This window comes from Ponticaulis profundi (assembly GCF_042659465.1).
In the GTDB taxonomy this organism is placed as follows: Bacteria; Pseudomonadota; Alphaproteobacteria; order Caulobacterales; family Hyphomonadaceae; genus Ponticaulis; species Ponticaulis profundi.
Genome location: NZ_JBHSSW010000066.1, coordinates 42,194 through 58,342, shown reverse-complemented (window position 1 = coordinate 58,342; position 16,149 = coordinate 42,194). Strand labels below are relative to the sequence as shown.

The window sequence follows — 16,149 nt, the reverse complement described above, 5'->3', positions numbered from 1 at the left end:
TTGACAGTTCGATGCGCGCCTCGCAGGTAATGCAATGAGGGTAGCTGGAAAGTATTCATGAAAGTCGTTGTCGTCGAATCGCCTGCCAAGGCAAAAACCATCAACAAATACCTCGGTAAGGACTATAAGGTTCTGGCGAGCTACGGCCACATCCGGGACCTGCCGTCCAAGGATGGCTCCGTAAAACCGGACGAAGACTTCTCCATGATCTGGGAAGCGGATGCGAAATCGACCAAGCGCATTCGCGAAATCGCAGACGCCGTCAAAGGCTCTGATTCTCTCATTCTCGCGACCGACCCTGATCGTGAGGGAGAAGCGATTTCATGGCACCTGCTTGAAGCCCTGCGCAATCGGCGCGTCCTCAAGGACGTCGACATTCAGCGTGTTGTCTTCAACGCCATCACCAAATCAGCCGTTACCGAAGCGATGGCCAACCCGCGTCAGATCGACCAGGAGCTGGTGGACGCTTACCTTGCCCGTCGTGCGCTGGACTATCTCGTCGGCTTTTCACTGTCGCCCGTCCTCTGGCGCAAGCTTCCAGGCTCCCGCTCTGCTGGCCGCGTGCAATCTGTTGCGTTGCGCCTGATCTGCGACCGGGAACTGGAAATCGAAACCTTCAAGCCGGAAGAATACTGGCAGGTCATGGCAGACCTGAAGGCCAGTGATGGCTCAACCTTCGAAGCCCGTCTCGTCGAACTGAACGGCAAGAAGCTTCAGAAATTCTCGCTCGCGAACAAGGCAGATGCCGATGCCGCTCTGGAAGCGGTTCGCCGCAATGGCTTCACCGTCGATGCGGTCGAGGCAAAGCCGGTGCGTCGCAACCCGCCGCCGCCTTTCATCACGTCGACGCTGCAACAGGACGCCTCACGCCGCCTCGGTTTCTCTGCCAAACGTACCATGCAGGCGGCACAGAAACTCTATGAAGACGGCAAGATCACCTACATGCGTACTGACGGTGTGCAGATGGCAGAGGAAGCCTATCAGGCGGCCCGTTCTGAGATCCGTTCCAGCTATGGCAGCCAGTATCTGCCGGAAAAGGCACGCCGCTATTCCTCCAAGGCCAAGAACGCTCAGGAAGCGCACGAAGCCATTCGTCCGACTGACTTCGGCCTCAGCCCGAAAGAATTCCGCGGTGATGCCGATCTCGCCCGCCTTTATGATCTGATCTGGAAACGTGCGGTCGCGTCGCAGATGGAAGCCGCGCGTTTCGAACGCACAACCGTCGACATTGTCTCTGCAGACAAGACCGCAGGCCTGCGCGCAACGGGCTCGGTCCTGATGTTTGATGGCTTCCTGACGCTTTATCAGGAAGGCCGTGATGAGCCGTCTGACGATGATGATGACAGCCGCCTGCCTCAGCTGAAGCAAGGCGAGCAGCCTGCCCTGCTCGAAGCAAAGTCCAGCCAGCACTTCACAGAACCGCCACCGCGTTTTTCAGAGGCCTCTCTCGTCAAACGACTGGAAGAGCTCGGCATTGGTCGTCCGTCGACTTACGCGTCCATTATTTCCGTGCTCCAGGACCGTGAATATGTGCGCCTCGACAAGAAGCGCTTCGTCCCGGAAGACAAAGGCCGTCTTGTGACCGCCTTCCTGGAGAGCTTCTTCCGACGCTATGTGGAGTTCGACTTCACAGCGTCACTCGAAGAAAAGCTCGACCTCGTCTCCGACGGCAAGCTTGCCTGGAAAGCCCTGCTCAACGAGTTCTGGAAAGAATTTCAGGCTGCGATCAATGACATTTCAGATCTGCGCGTCAGCGCGGTTCTGGATGCGCTCAATGAAGTTCTCGGCCCTTATGTCTTCAAGCCAGCCGAAGGCGCAGACGAAACCGCCAATCCGCGCACCTGCCCGAATTGCGGTGATGGGCTGCTCTCGCTGAAGCTTGGGCGACATGGCGCATTTGTGGGTTGCTCCAACTATCCGGAATGCAAATTCACGCGCGCCTTCTCTGTCGATGCTGAAGATAGCCAGAACCCGGTCAATCCAGAGGGCAATGTGCTGGGACAGGACCCGGAAACGGGCAAGGATGTCTCTCTCAAATCCGGACGCTTCGGCCCTTATGTGGAACTGGAGCCGGATGAAGGCGAAAAGCCGAAACGTGGCAGCATTCCGAAAGGCTGGGATGTTGAATCCCTGAATCTGGAAAAAGCGCTGATGCTGCTTTCGCTGCCGCGTGAAGTCGGCAAGCACCCGGAAGATGGGGAGCCGATCCTGGCGAATATCGGGCGTTATGGCCCATATGTTCAGCACATCAAGACCTATGCGAACCTGCCGACCGTCGACGAAGTGTTTGAAATCGGCCTGAACCGTGCGGTCTCTGTCATCGCGGACAAGAAAGCCAATCCGGGGCGACGCGCCGCCGCAGCCAAGGTCTTGAAAGATCTCGGCAAGCATCCAGATGATGAAGCGCCGATCCAGGTGCTGGAAGGTCGCTATGGACCTTACGTCAAGCATGGTAAGACGAATGCGACCCTGCCGAAGGATCAGAAACCCGAAGACGTCACGCTGGAACAGGCTGTCGAACTGATTGCCGCGAAAGCCAAGTCTCCGCCGAAAAAGAAAAAAGCCGCGCCGAAGAAAAAGGCACCTGCCAAAAAGAAAACGGCGGCCAGCAGCAAAACCAAAGCAAAGAGTGAATGACCGAAATCACGCGCCAGAATGTTCTAGATTATCTCGCTGAAAATCCCGGCGAGACCAACAAACGGGATATTGCGCGAGGATTGGGGGTCAGCGGTGAAGCACGCCGCGAACTTCGCCTGATCCTCAGGGATCTGGAGAATGAAGGCTATCTGTCGCGCGTCGGCAAACGTGCCTTTGCGCGCGTTGATACGCCGCCGCCAACTGGCGTGGTTCAGTTCGAACGCATCGACGAACATGGCGACCTGATTGGCCGCGCAAGTGGACGCGATGGCCTGTTCGGGCCGGATATTCTCTATGCCGGTCAGAAGGGCAAACGCCGCGATTCAGATCCCGGCGTTGGGGATCGTGCGCTTTGTGATGTTGAAAAAGGCAGTGATGACATCTGGCGCGCACGGATGATCAAAAAGCTGCTAGCGCCCACCAACACGCTGCTTGGTGTCTATGAAGCACATGCCCGTGGCGGCCGCGTGGAAAGCACATCGCGCAAGGACAAACGCACGCTTGTCATCTTCCCCGGTGACCAGAGCGAAGCCAAAGACGGCGATCTCGTTCGTTGCGAGGAGATGCGCTCACGCGGGTATGGTCCGAAACGTGGCCGGGTCATTGAAGTCATCGGCCAGTCCGATGACCCAAAGGCTGCGAGCCTGCTCGCTATGGCCGCTTACGACATTCCGGATGAGTTCGATGATGCCGTCATTGCAGAAGCCGAGAGCGCGCAGCCAACCGATGTGCCGCGAGAAGATCTCACCGGCATTCCGCTCATCACCATCGACCCGGCAGATGCGCGCGACCATGACGATGCGGTCTATGCCGAACCCGATAGCGACCCGAAAAATCCCGGTGGCTGGCGTGTCATCGTCGCCATTGCTGATGTTTCTGCCTATGTGCATTTCGGCTCGCTACTCGATCGGGAAGCTTATCGCCGCGCAAACTCAACCTATTTCCCGGACCGTGTGGCCAGCATGTTGCCCAAAGCCCTTTCGGCAGGCGAATGCTCGCTGAAGGAAGGCGAACTGCGGTGCTGCATGGCGATGGAGATGATCTACTCCAAACACGGCGCCAAGCTTCGTCATCGTGTTCTGCGCGGCATGATGCGATCCGCCGCCGGGCTCTCATATGAAGAGGCGCAGGCGGCCATTGACGGCGATCCGAGTGACCGTGCCGGACCACTTCTGGAACCTGTCCTGAAGCCGCTCTGGGCGGCCTGGAAAGCGCTCGACAAGAAACGCCAGGAACGGGCACCGCTCGATCTCGATATTCCTGAACGCAAGATCAACCTCTCTCCGGAGGGAGAAGTGATTGGCGTGTCCGTCCGTGACCGTTTCGATGCCCACCGCCTGATCGAGGAATTCATGATCCAGGCGAATGTCTGCGCGGCTGAATCGCTCGAGGAAAAGCGCCACGAGCTGATCTATCGCGTGCATGATGAGCCGTCTGACGAAAAGATCATCGGTCTCACCACCTTTCTCGACACGCTCGACATGGAATGGACCAAGGGTGAGAAGATCACGCCGGGCCGTTTCAATCGATTGCTCGCCATGGCGCGTGAAACCGACCGGCATCACGAGATTTCTGAAATCGTTCTGCGCACGCAAAGTCAGGCGATCTATTCCCAGAACAATCTCGGGCATTTCGGGCTGAACCTGCAGCGCTATGCGCATTTCACCTCACCCATCCGTCGCTATTCCGACCTGATCGTGCACCGCGCCCTGATCAGCGCCTATGGTCTGGGACCAGACGGCCTGCCTGATGAGCAACGCGTAAGCCTGGAATCGATTGCCACCCATCTGGTCGAACGTGAACGCGCCAGCATGGCGGCAGAGCGCGATGCGTCCGACCGCTATCTCACAGCCTTTCTGGCCGACCGGATTGGCGCAGAGTTCACCGGGCGCATCACAGGCGTGGCCAAATTCGGCCTGTTTGTCCGACTGGATGAAACAGCCGCTGACGGGTTCATACCGGCCCGCTCTCTTGGTGATGAGTACTGGTATTATGATGAGTCCGCGTCAGCCCTCGTCGCCGAACATTCCGGCCGCCGTTATGAGCTCGGACAACCTGTTACCGTGAAGCTTGAGGAAGCCGATGCCATGTCTGGCTCGCTTCTCCTTGTGATGCTCTCCGAGCCGCGCCCAAAGAAAAAAGGCGAGAAACCGCCCGCCCAAATGCGCCATAAACGTGTTATGATGCATAAAAAGCCTGGAAAAGGCGGGGGCAAACGCCCTGGGGGACGGAAAGGAAAACGCCGGCGATGACAGCCGAACAACTGGATGAAACACAACGCCCTTTCGATCAGATGGAAGATGGCGACGTCGTAGATCGCTCCAAGCCATCCGTCAGACCGAAAGACGCTGCAACGCTTATTCTCGTGCGCCGGGATGGACCAAAGCCCCGGATCCTTGTCGGAAAACGTTCCAACCGTCACGACTTCATGCCTGACAAATACGTTTTCCCGGGCGGCCGAGTGGACCCAACCGACGCGCGGGCCCCAGCAGCCTCAGAGCTGCACGAAACGGTCGAGAGCGACCTCACCATCAGATCTCGTCGCAAACCGCGCGCATTCGGCCTGACAGCCGTCAGAGAGACATTTGAAGAGACCGGGCTCATCATTGGTCAGCCCCGCAACATCGATTCCAGCGGTCCGCAGAACTGGCAGCCCTTTCTGGAACAACGCGCCCTGCCCTGCCTGACGCATTTGCAATTCATCGGACGCGCGGTGACGCCGCCTTACCGGCCCAAACGATTCGACGCCCGATTCTTCATGGCGGAGGCCGAGCAGGCACTGATTGATGAGCGTCCGGCAGCAGTCAGCCCTGAACTGGTGGATTTGCGCTGGATTGACTTCGATGAAGCCGAAGATATGGGCCTGCCGGGCGTCACATTGCACATGGTGCGCGAAGCAAGGCACCGAATAGAGCAACCTGAAACAGAAATCCGGCCCGCATACCTGCGATATGTGTCAAAAGGTCAATTGATTACCAGACTTTGAGCATTCCCCCCTTGACTTAGGGGGGCGAGACAGTGTTTAAGCGCGCTTCGAATTCAATCCGAGGTCTGCACCATGGCGAAGCCAGCAACAATCAAGATCCGCCTGAACTCTACTGCAGGCACCGGCTTCTTCTACGTCACGAAGAAGAACCCACGTAACATCACCGAAAAAATGGTGATGCGTAAGTACGATCCGGTTGTACGTAAGCACGTCGAGTTCAAAGAAGGCAAAATCAAATAAGCTGATCTTCAGCGTTTGATTCAAAAAGGGCCAGCGCGTTTGCGACTGGCCTTTTTTCATGTCTGAATTCTGAATTGAAAGAGGATCAGGCTGCCCGGCTTTTCACCTGATTGCGACCGGCATGCTTGGCTTCATACAGCGCTTCATCAGCGCGCTTGATGACATCATCTTCCGTTTCGCCAGCAGAAAGCGTCGTAGCGACACCCAGACTGACCGTCACATCCAGACGCCCCTTCCCGCTATCGATTCGGAAAGGCTCTCCGCAGACATGGCGGCGCACGCGTTCGGCAACCGAACTTGCAACATCGCCTGCCGTGTTCGGCATGATGACGACAAATTCTTCTCCGCCCTGACGACATGGAATATCCGCCGGACGCACATTTTCTCGCATGCGTTCGGCAAACTGCTTCAGCACTTCGTCGCCAACATCATGCCCATAGGTGTCATTCACGCTCTTGAAGTGATCAATGTCCGCAATGAAGACAGATAATGGCCCATCGCCGCGATTGGCACGGTTCAGGAACTGGCCAAGCTGATTGAGCATATGGCGGCGGTTATACAGCCCCGTCAGCTGGTCGGTGATCGCCAGCTCCATGCTCTCATCCAGGCGGCGTCGCATCGCATCGACATATCGCTTCTTGCGCACCTGCGTTTTCACGCGCGCAGACAGCTCTTCAGTATCGATCGGGCGCATGATGATATCACTGGCACCAAGTTCCAGCGCACGCATGCCGCGCGCTTCATCCTCAAAGTCTGCAATCACCAGAATCGGCAGATCGCGTGTCCCGATGGCTGTCTTGAAATGAGCACAGATGCGCAGCGGGTCGAATGATTTCGATTCCAGTGACAGAATCAAAAGATCAATGCCGGTATTCTTGTTGCCCGACAAACCGCCTGCTTCCTGAATGGTCATCGGAAGATGGTCATCCTTCAGAGCCAGACTGATCCGTCGCGCCTGACGCTCATTGTCATCAACAATCAGTATGCGTGCGGGTGACATCTGACCATTCGGGTCATCACCTTCAATCACGCCCATCCGACGCCCACTCGCCTCGCGCGAACGTAGCTCATCCATGACAAGCTTGTATTTGGTCAAAGCCCGGACACGCGACAACAGCGCGAAATCATCAACAGGTTTGGTCAGGAAATCGTCGGCACCCGCAGAAAGCCCTTTCAGACGGTGCTCACGGTCGCCGAGCGCGGTGACCATGACGATTGGAATGTGCTGGGTGCTGCGATCTGCTTTCAGAATCTCGCAGGCTTCGAAGCCATCCATGACAGGCATCATGACGTCTAGCAGGATGATGTCCGGCTGTAGCGCACGTGCGAGATCCACAGCCTCCTGACCATTACAGGCCGTACTGACCTGAAAGTATTCATGGCTCAGCTTCGCCTGAAGAAGCTTGCGGTTGGCCAGAATATCGTCAGCTACGAGGACATGGGCACTCACCGAACAGTTTCTCCACCGGTCAGGGATTTCACCTTACTCAGGAAAGAGGTCATCTGGATCGGTTTGGACATATAGGCTTCACAGCCCGCCTCGCGAACCCGGTCTTCATCTGACCGCATCGCAAAGGCTGTGACCGCCATGATCGGAATATCCGCCAGGTCGTCATCATCCTTGATCCATCGCGTCAGATCGAGACCGGAGACTTCCGGCAGATTGATGTCCATGATAATCAGAGATGGATGATGCTCGCGGGCAATCTCAAGGGCTTTCAGGCCATCACGGCTTTGCACAGGCTCATAGCCGAATGCGCCGAGCAGGTCACAAAAGAGCTTCATATTGAGCTCATTGTCCTCAACGACGAGAACCTTCTTGCGAATAGCCTCTGACATAAGCCCTGACATTTCCTTGCGATTCGGACGACCTTCAGATCAGCTTATGGATAACCCAAATAGTCTTAAGCCTTATTTACAGTAACTCAGTGAAGGTTTCGCGGACACGTTAATATGCCGGCAAGTTATGATAACAAATTTTCCGAAAATCACGTAGCGCTCTGCCGGAAATGCGCAAAAACCTTCGTGTATTCAAAATCTTGCCCCCAGTGCGGAACCCCTCCATATCTCGCACATCCTGAACTTGAATCCCTCGGCGTTGCGCACATGGATTGCGATGCTTTCTTCGCCGCCATCGAAAAACGTGACAATCCTGACCTCCTGCACAAGCCTGTTATTATCGGCGGTGGTAAACGCGGCGTTGTTGCAACCGCCTGCTATACTGCGCGGCTTTACGGCGTGCGCTCTGCAATGCCGATGTTCAAGGCACTGAAGGCCTGCCCTGACGCCGTTGTCGTCCCACCCAATTTCGACAAATACAAAGCCGCATCGCAGGAGATTCGTCGCCGCATGGACCGGCTGACGCCCCTCGTTCAGCAGGTTTCAATTGATGAAGCCTATCTCGATCTGTCCGGAACGAGCCGGCTTCATAACCGAAGCGCCGCAGAGCTTCTGTGTGACCTTCAGAATGAGATCGCGAGCGATATCGGAATCACGGTGTCCATCGGTCTCTCCTTCAACAAGTTTCTCGCAAAATCTGCTTCTGAGCTCGACAAGCCACGCGGTTTCGCCGTGATTGGCCGGGAGGAAGTGAAAGACTTCCTGTCTGACAAGTCAGTCGACTTTATCCATGGCGTCGGCCCTGCCCTTGCGCGCCAGGTGCGTGGCAAGGGCTATGAAACGCTCAGCGATATTCAGCGCACAGACCTGAAAATGCTGATCCGGCAATTCGGTGAAACAGGCCAGTGGCTGCACGAGCGCGCCAATGGCGTCGACAAACGCCCTGTCGACCCGAATACCGAGCGCAAATCAGTCTCGTCGGAGACAACCTTCTTTGAAGACATTCGCGACCTCGATCAGCTGGAGGACCACCTCTGGTTCCTCAGTGAGAAAACCGCCTTTCGCGCCAAGCAGGCAGGCGTTCAGGGTCGGGTGATCACGCTGAAACTCAAAACGGCGGACTTCAAGACACGCACGCGACGGCTGTCTCTGCACGATGCCACACAGCTTGCCCGCATCATCTTTCAGCGCGGTCGCGATCTGCTCCGAAAGGAAGTTGATGGCACAGCATTTCGTCTGCTCGGCATTGGCATCAGCGAGCTGGAACCAGCACAGGCCGATATCGCTGATCTCATTGATCCGGGCGCCCTGAAGCGCGCAGACGCAGAACGCGCCGCGGATAAAGCCAAACTCAAATTCGGCAAGCATATTGTCACCACCGGAAGAGGTATGAGACTGCTTGCGGAAAAGGCCGCCAAGCGTAATAGCGATACCAAAGACAAAACCTGATCCCGCCATGAAAGGAACATGCCGTGTCCACACCTGAAGAAAAGCTTGCAGAGCTCTCCATCACCCTGCCGGAACCGGCCAAAGCCGTCGCAAACTATGTTCCCTTCGTGATTTCGGGCAACCAGCTGTTTGTTTCTGGCCAGGTCAGCCTCGGCCCGGATGGTCTGGTCAAAGGTCGCCTTGGTGAAACCATGTCCCTCGAAGAAGGTCAGGCTGCCGCCCGCCTGTGCGGCATCAATTTGCTGGCACAATGCAAGGCAGCGCTCGGTGATCTTTCCAGGATCAAGCGCGTGGTAAAACTCGGTGGCTTCGTCGCTGCAGCGCCTGAATTTGTTGAAATCCCGCAAGTCATCAATGGCTGCTCGGATCTGATGGTCGATGTCCTCGGCGATGCAGGACGTCACGCGCGCTCTGCCGTCTCCTGTCCGGTTCTGCCTATGGGTGTCGCGGTGGAAGTCGACGGAGTTTTCGAGATCGCCTGATGGCGCCTCGTCTCAACCTTTCAGGGTTTCGGTTCGCACATCGCGGCTTGTGGGATGCGAACCGACCTGAAAATGCGCTCAGCGCGTTCCGGGCAGCAAGCGCACATGGCTTTGGCGCCGAATGCGACGTCCATCTTTCAAGCGATGGCGTACCGATGGTGTTTCATGACTTCGACCTTGTACGAATGACAGGCCATTCGGCCCGCCTTCAGGATGTCGACTGTGAAACACTCTCAAGTCTCTCTCTCAACGGAACCGATGAGACCATTCCAACACTTCAGGCGGTGCTGGACGAAATGTCCGGCGCGCCTTTACTCGTCGAGCTGAAGGCGAAACGAGGCACAGACATCGCAGCGCTCGCCGCTGGCACCCTGGCTGTTGTATCCGGCCACGACAATCTGGCTCTCATGAGTTTCAGCACAGACCTGCTCAGAGAAATCCGCCGCCTCCAGTCAGATGTCATGCTGGGCTGGTTGATCGAACCCGGCCAGATGCCTGCTGCCGAAGAAGCAGAAAGCTTTGTCAGCACTCAGAAGATCGACTTTCTCGGTCCGAATATAAAGGATCTTCTGCCGGTTTCGGCCATTGCGAAATCTCTGCGCATCCAGAACGCCTGCTGGACGATCCGGAATATGGACGACCTCTCGCAGTGTTTCGCCGCGCAGGCCGCACCAATCTTCGAAAAACTCAATCCAGCCCTCGTCAGAGGGACTTTGAAACACTAACTTGTAGCCAATGGCCGATCTGACGCTCCGAACCGTATCCAGCCTGACGTCTGTCGATCGCGACAGCTGGGATGCCGTGGCAAATCCGGTTGGCGAACCTTATGATCCCTTCCTCAGCTGGGACTTCCTGGAAGCACTGGAATCCTCAGGCGCCGCCTCCCCGCACACAGGCTGGTCTCCACTCCATCTGCTGATCGAAAACCCGGACGGCGAATTGCTTGCGGCCATGCCGCTCTATGGCAAAACGCATTCGCAGGGTGAGTTTATCTTCGACCATAGCTGGGCTGACGCCTTCATGCGTGCAGGCGGCGAATATTATCCGAAACTCCTGTCAGCTGTTCCTTTCACCCCGGTTGCCGGGCGACGACGCCTTGTGCGCGCCGGAGAGCCAGACGCCGAAGGCCTGAGAAACGCGCTGCTGGCCGGTGCTGTTCAGCTTGCTCAGACCCATCATCTTTCTTCCCTGCACATGAATTTCGTCGAGCAGAACGAATATGAACATCTGGGTGATGCTGGCCTTCTGCAGAGAACCGATCAGCAATTTCATTTCGAAAATCACGGATACGAAAACTTCGATGCGTTTCTGGCTGCGCTCTCATCATCAAAGCGCAAGAATTTGCGCAAGGAACGCGCGAAAGCTCAGCAAGGCTTGCGCTTTGAGTGGCTGACCGGCGACACGCTCACCGAAGAGCACTGGGACATCTTCTTCGAATTCTACATCGACACAGGCAGCCGCAAATGGGGCAGCCCTTATCTCAATCGCGAGACGTTTCAGCTGATCCATGAACGCATGGCCGACAAGGTCTTGCTGATCTTTGCCTATGATGGCGAAGAGGCCATCGCCGGAGCTCTGAACTTCATTGGCTCTGAAACCTTGTATGGGCGCTATTGGGGCCGGCTCGAAGAACGCCCCTTCCTGCATTTCGAAGTCTGTTATTATCAGGCCATCGACTTTGCGCTCGAACGCGGCCTCAAGCGTGTCGAGGCCGGCGCACAGGGCGGACACAAACTTGCACGCGGTTACGTGCCGACAACAACGTATTCAGCGCACTGGATCGCCCATGACGGGCTGCGTGACGCCATCGAACATTATTTGGAAAGCGAGCGCTATGCGGTATCGCAGGACATTGAATACCTGAATGATCGCACACCGTTCCGAAAGACAGGGGAGTAAATCATGAGCCTCACTGGCACGTATGAAGACGACAATATTTTCGCCAAAATCCTGCGCGGCGAAATTCCCGCCGTAAAAGTCTATGAAGATGATGTCGCGCTCGCTTTCATGGACCTCTTCCCTCAGGCGGAAGGCCACACGCTTGTGATTCCCAAAGTCCCGGCACGCAACTTTCTGGAGTTTCCCGGCGATTATCTCGGCTCTTACATGCAGAAGGTCCAGAAGGTCGCCAAAGCGGTCACGGCCGCCACCTCACCAGACGGTGTTGTCGTCATGCAGTTCAACGGCGCACCAGCCGGTCAGACCGTCTTTCACCTTCACTTCCACATCATCCCGCGCAAGGAAGGCGAATCGATGAAAGGCCACGGCCAGTCGTCTAAGGCTGACCCGGCGGAACTTGAAAAGCTTGCAGAAAAAATCCGGGCTGCTTTTTAGGCAGTTCCTGCCGGAAAGCAGGCAGCGAGCCTCATGTCACAAAAACATGACCTTTTCGCTGGTGTTTGCCGCCTCTGAATCCTGCTAGGGATGAAGTCCCTGTTCAACAGTAGAAAGGAGGTGATCCATGTCGAGTGAGATCAAGCAAATGTCGGGAATACTTTTGAGGGTAATTGACCGGTTAGAGCAGCCTCCGATCTGCCAATAACCCACATTGAGGTCATCTTCGGATGACCGGGTATTTTGAGACCTAGCTTCTCACGGGGCCGCACTTATCTGGTGCGGCCTTTCCGTTTTCAGGAACCCATCATTCTTTTGATCAGACGAGAAAAACGCCGCTATTCGCAGCTGTCTCCGATGACGCAATATAGCGCGGTGTCGAGCGGCTCATCCTGACCGCTTTCGCCAGGTGCATCAGCAAATTCAAAATAGCGACGCGGATGGAAATCCTCGCGCGGTGTGCCATCCACATGCTGAAGCTGCTCTGTGGTCAGCTTCACCAGAACATTGGTCGCTGGCAGACGATGGTCGGTAATGCCGCCCAAAAGCCCCGCCATGTCAGTCCCGAATGTCGGAATGCCCAGCGCATCGAAGGCCACGGTCAGCCCCTCGCCCATGCTCGCAGTCCAGCGGCCAGAGACAACCGCAACCGGCTTGTCATACATCTCACCGCGCGGGTGCACTTCCTCCAGCCATGAACGAACAACGCCGAAGTCGCGCTCTTCATTGGGCAGGATATGACGCTGATAGACAGTTGGCTGCGAGATAAAGCGCGAGAGAATGCCGCGCGCGACCAGCGTGTTGCCGCCGCTTGCCGTATCTCTCAGATCAATCACCAGCCCGTCGGCTTCAGCGACTTCATTGAGAGCGCGATCAAACGATTCAATGGTTTTCGCATTGCCCAGACTGTCATTCAGACGGATCACGCCAACGGTCTTGTCCTCAACGTCATAGAGGCTGACAGCAACCGGTCCCGCTTCACGCACCAGGCGCGCCTGATACAGGTTTGGCAGTTCCAGCGTCCACTCCAGCCCATCGCGCTCAAGCCCGATCCGGCGGATGCGATCACGGCGCCCTGCCAGCAGCACACGCGCCGCATAAGCCAGACGCTCGTCATCAGAATGTTCATACGCCGGGCCGATAAAGTGCTGAACGGCCTCATCAATCGGGCGTCCCTCAACACTCACCACACGGCTACCAGGACGAATGCCAGCCTTCAGAGCCGGAGAGCCCTGACGGACATCCATGACCATATAGTTGCCATCGACATACTCGACCCAGAGGTCTGCAAAACTCGGCACCAGACCATAGGCATCAGCCAGGCCAGAACCCGTAATGGAGTGGTGATCATACAATGCATGAAATGCACGCTGCGAGAATGCGATCAGATCCGTCTTTGAATTGAGGAAAGGAATACGCCCTTCCAGTTCTTTACGAACGGACTGAACGCCCTTCGGATAGCGCGCCGGGTAAGCATATTGCTGCTCAATCAGTTGCAGGAGTGCGAAAGCATCGCTCTGCACTTCGAGCCGGAGCTGTTCGGTAACGGATGGCGTGTGGGTGGTTGCAGGCTGCGCATTGGCAGTTACTGCAGCATTGTTCGAGACAAGCGTCAGTCCACTCAAAAGCCAAATCCTCCAATTTATCAGCACCAGAATCGGCGCATTTTTTCTTAGTTTGAAATGCGAGAGTAAAAATTGAGTAATGCTTGTTAAGCCCGATATCATCATTGCTTGTGAGTTATCCGCAGGATGAGCACCAAAAATGAGAAAGCCGGTCGACTGACCGGCTTTTCATCATTTTCGAATTTGCTGCCTATGGCTAGTTCACCGGCGCTTTTTCATCCGGAGACGATCCATCGCTGTCATCATCAGCGCTGTTCTCTTCAGCCGCTGGTGGCTCCGGAGCGATAAAGTATTCGAAGGTCAGCTCACCAGCGCCATCCTTGGCCTCCGGATTCAGATCAACCTTCACAGCACCGCCGCGTTTCAGATCACCAAATAGCAATTCGTCGGCCATCGGCTTCTTGATGTGCTCCTGAATGACCCGGGAGAGAGGCCGCGCACCGAAGTCCGCATCAAAGCCTTTCTTGCCGAGCCATGCTTTTGCAGCATCCGTCATCTCGATGGTGACATTGCGGTCCGAAAGCTGAGCTTCCAGCTGCAGAACAAACTTCTCGACAACGCGTTCAATGATTGGCTGCGAGAGACCCGCAAACGGGATGGTCGCATCCAGGCGGTTGCGGAATTCCGGCGTGAAGAGCTTTTTGATCGCCTCTTCGTCTTCGCCATCCTTCTTGCCACGGCCGAACCCGATAGAATTCTTCGCCGCTTCCGAAGCGCCCGCATTCGTTGTCATGATCAGAATGACATTGCGGAAATCGATCTTCTTGCCGTTGGAATCGGTCAGCGTGCCATTGTCCATCACCTGCAGGAGAATGTTGAACAGTTCCGGATGCGCCTTCTCGATCTCGTCGAGCAGCAGCACGCAGTGTGGGTGCTGATCGACGCCATCGGTGAGCAGTCCGCCCTGATCATAACCGACATAACCTGGAGGCGCGCCGATGAGACGGCTGACCGTGTGACGCTCCATATATTCCGACATGTCGAAACGCAGCAGCTCCACGCCCATAATGCTCGCCAGCTGACGGGCAACTTCCGTCTTACCAACACCGGTCGGACCAGAGAACAGATAGCAACCAATCGGCTTGTTCGGTTCACGCAGACCAGCACGTGCGAGCTTGATCGCAGAAGACAGCGCCTCAATGGCATTGTCCTGACCATAGACCACACGCTTCAGATCAACTTCCAGACCTTTCAGCGCTTCGGCGTCAGACTTGGTGACCTGTTTCGGCGGAATGCGCGCCATTTTCGCAACGACGGCTTCAATCGTCTCAACGTCGATCTCTTCCATGCGTTCGTCTTCAGGCTTCAGCCATTGGCTGGCACCCGCCTCGTCGATCACGTCGATGGCCTTATCGGGCAGCTTGCGATCCGTCATATAACGCGCAGACAGTTCAACAGCCGCCTTGATGGCGTCATCTGAATATTTGAGACCGTGGAATTCTTCGAAATGCGGACGCAGACCTTTGAGAATCTTGATCGTGTCAGGAACCGTAGGCTCCACCACGTCGATCTTCTGGAAGCGACGCGCCAGTGCGCGGTCTTTCTCAAAGTGCTGACGATACTCCTTGAAGGTGGTCGAGCCCATGCAGCGCAGGCCACCATTCTGAAGCGCAGGCTTCAGAAGGTTTGACGCATCCATGGCGCCGCCAGACGTCGCACCCGCACCGATGACGGTGTGAATCTCGTCAATGAACAGGACGGCTTTTTCCTGGCCTTCCAGCTCTTTCATGACCGCCTTAAGGCGTTCCTCGAAATCACCGCGATAGCGTGTGCCGGCGAGCAAAGCGCCCATATCCAGCGAATAGATCACGGCATCATTCAGAATGGCCGGCGCTTCGCCGTCGACAATACGCTTGGCGAGACCTTCCGCGATGGCAGTTTTACCAACGCCCGGATCACCGACCAGAAGCGGATTGTTCTTGCGACGACGGCACAGAACCTGAATGGCGCGCTCAACTTCAAGCTGGCGACCGATCAGCGGATCGATTTTGCCTTCGCGCGCCTTCTCATTGAGGTTCACGCAATACGCGTCGAGCGCCTCATTGGCTGGCTTGGCGGGCTCTTCTTCCTTCTCACCGGTTGGACGCGTTGGCTTCGGCTTGGACATGCCAGGCTTTTTCGCAACGCCGTGAGAGATAAAGTTCACCGCATCATAGCGGGTCATTTCCTGCTCCTGCAGGAAGTAAGCCGCATGGCTTTCACGTTCAGAGAAGATCGAAACAAGCACGTTTGCGCCGGTCACTTCATCGCGACCAGAGCTTTCCACGTGCAGGATGGCACGCTGGACAACGCGCTGGAATGCAGCGGTCGGGCGAACCTGATCATCGAGCTCGTCAACGACGAGGCTGGACAGATCATCATCGACATAATCCGACAGGTCTTCCTGAAGCTTTTCCAGATCCACCTTACAGGCGGTCATCACTTCAACGGCTTCTTCGTCTTCCGTCAAAGCCAGAAGCAGGTGTTCCAGAGTGGCGTATTCGTGATGGCGCTCGGCCGCGAGGGCGAGTGCCTTCTCAAGTGCGCGTTCCAGGCTTGGGGTCAGTGATGGCATGTG

13 protein-coding genes are annotated in these 16,149 nt (G+C 56.3%); 9 read left to right on the top strand and 4 right to left on the bottom strand.

Annotated features, from left to right (window positions below; genetic code table 11):
- The first annotated feature begins 57 nt into the window (after nt 1-57).
- From topA to rpmG, 4 genes are all read left to right on the top strand, one after another.
- Nucleotides 58-2,637, top strand: a complete 2,580-nt coding sequence (gene topA, locus ACFQDM_RS16270) for a type I DNA topoisomerase (protein ID WP_377380872.1) — start codon at nt 58-60, stop codon at nt 2,635-2,637.
- Nucleotides 2,634-4,889, top strand: coding sequence for a ribonuclease R (rnr, locus tag ACFQDM_RS16265; protein WP_377380869.1), 2,256 nt, complete (start codon nt 2,634-2,636; stop codon nt 4,887-4,889). Before topA ends, rnr begins: the two co-directional genes overlap by 4 nt.
- Complete coding sequence (locus ACFQDM_RS16260) at nt 4,886-5,623, top strand: NUDIX hydrolase (protein ID WP_377380866.1); 738 nt, start codon at nt 4,886-4,888, stop codon at nt 5,621-5,623. Before rnr ends, ACFQDM_RS16260 begins: the two co-directional genes overlap by 4 nt.
- A gap of 72 nt (nt 5,624-5,695) precedes the next feature.
- Nucleotides 5,696-5,863: a 50S ribosomal protein L33 gene (gene rpmG / locus ACFQDM_RS16255; protein WP_022695665.1), complete on the top strand. Its 168-nt coding sequence runs from the start codon at nt 5,696-5,698 to the stop codon at nt 5,861-5,863.
- Between the two features lie 85 nt (nt 5,864-5,948).
- Here the strand turns inward: rpmG and ACFQDM_RS16250 are convergent, their stop codons facing one another.
- Together ACFQDM_RS16250 and ACFQDM_RS16245 are read right to left on the bottom strand one after the other, a co-directional pair.
- Complete coding sequence (locus ACFQDM_RS16250) at nt 5,949-7,313, bottom strand: PleD family two-component system response regulator (RefSeq protein WP_377380862.1); 1,365 nt, start codon at nt 7,311-7,313, stop codon at nt 5,949-5,951.
- Nucleotides 7,310-7,702 carry a response regulator gene (locus tag ACFQDM_RS16245; RefSeq protein ID WP_377380860.1) on the bottom strand — a complete coding sequence of 131 codons (393 nt, stop codon included), beginning with the start codon at nt 7,700-7,702 and terminating at the stop codon, nt 7,310-7,312. The genes ACFQDM_RS16250 and ACFQDM_RS16245 overlap by 4 nt, the downstream gene beginning before the upstream one ends.
- A 114-nt stretch (nt 7,703-7,816) precedes the next feature.
- Here ACFQDM_RS16245 and ACFQDM_RS16240 point away from each other — a divergent pair, with 114 nt between their 5' ends.
- The 5 genes from ACFQDM_RS16240 to ACFQDM_RS16220 are packed head-to-tail and all read left to right on the top strand — an operon-like array spanning nt 7,817 to nt 11,967.
- The gene (locus tag ACFQDM_RS16240; RefSeq protein ID WP_377380858.1) at nt 7,817-9,151 is read left to right on the top strand and encodes a DNA polymerase IV; all 1,335 of its coding nucleotides are present in this window, start codon (nt 7,817-7,819) and stop codon (nt 9,149-9,151) included.
- Between the two features lie 23 nt (nt 9,152-9,174).
- Entirely contained in the window at nt 9,175-9,633 is a 459-nt protein-coding gene (locus tag ACFQDM_RS16235; protein WP_377380855.1) for a RidA family protein, read from the top strand.
- Nucleotides 9,633-10,358 carry a glycerophosphodiester phosphodiesterase family protein gene (locus tag ACFQDM_RS16230; protein ID WP_377380852.1) on the top strand — a complete coding sequence of 242 codons (726 nt, stop codon included), beginning with the start codon at nt 9,633-9,635 and terminating at the stop codon, nt 10,356-10,358. Before ACFQDM_RS16235 ends, ACFQDM_RS16230 begins: the two co-directional genes overlap by 1 nt.
- 10 nt (nt 10,359-10,368) lie before the next feature.
- On the top strand, nt 10,369-11,532 hold the full coding sequence (locus tag ACFQDM_RS16225; protein ID WP_377380849.1) for a GNAT family N-acetyltransferase: 1,164 nt from the start codon (nt 10,369-10,371) through the stop codon (nt 11,530-11,532).
- Nucleotides 11,533-11,535: 3 nt separating this feature from the next.
- Nucleotides 11,536-11,967: an HIT family protein gene (locus ACFQDM_RS16220; RefSeq protein WP_377380846.1), complete on the top strand. Its 432-nt coding sequence runs from the start codon at nt 11,536-11,538 to the stop codon at nt 11,965-11,967.
- A 338-nt stretch (nt 11,968-12,305) separates the two neighbouring features.
- On the opposite strand, the gene ACFQDM_RS16215 is transcribed toward ACFQDM_RS16220, so the two are convergent.
- Both ACFQDM_RS16215 and clpA read right to left on the bottom strand, forming a co-directional pair.
- A complete protein-coding gene (locus ACFQDM_RS16215; RefSeq protein WP_377380843.1) occupies nt 12,306-13,592 on the bottom strand; it encodes a S41 family peptidase in 1,287 nt (428 codons plus the stop codon).
- A 196-nt stretch (nt 13,593-13,788) separates the two neighbouring features.
- Nucleotides 13,789-16,146, bottom strand: coding sequence for an ATP-dependent Clp protease ATP-binding subunit ClpA (gene clpA, locus ACFQDM_RS16210; protein WP_377380841.1), 2,358 nt, complete (start codon nt 16,144-16,146; stop codon nt 13,789-13,791).
- Between the last annotated feature and the right edge of the window lie 3 nt (nt 16,147-16,149).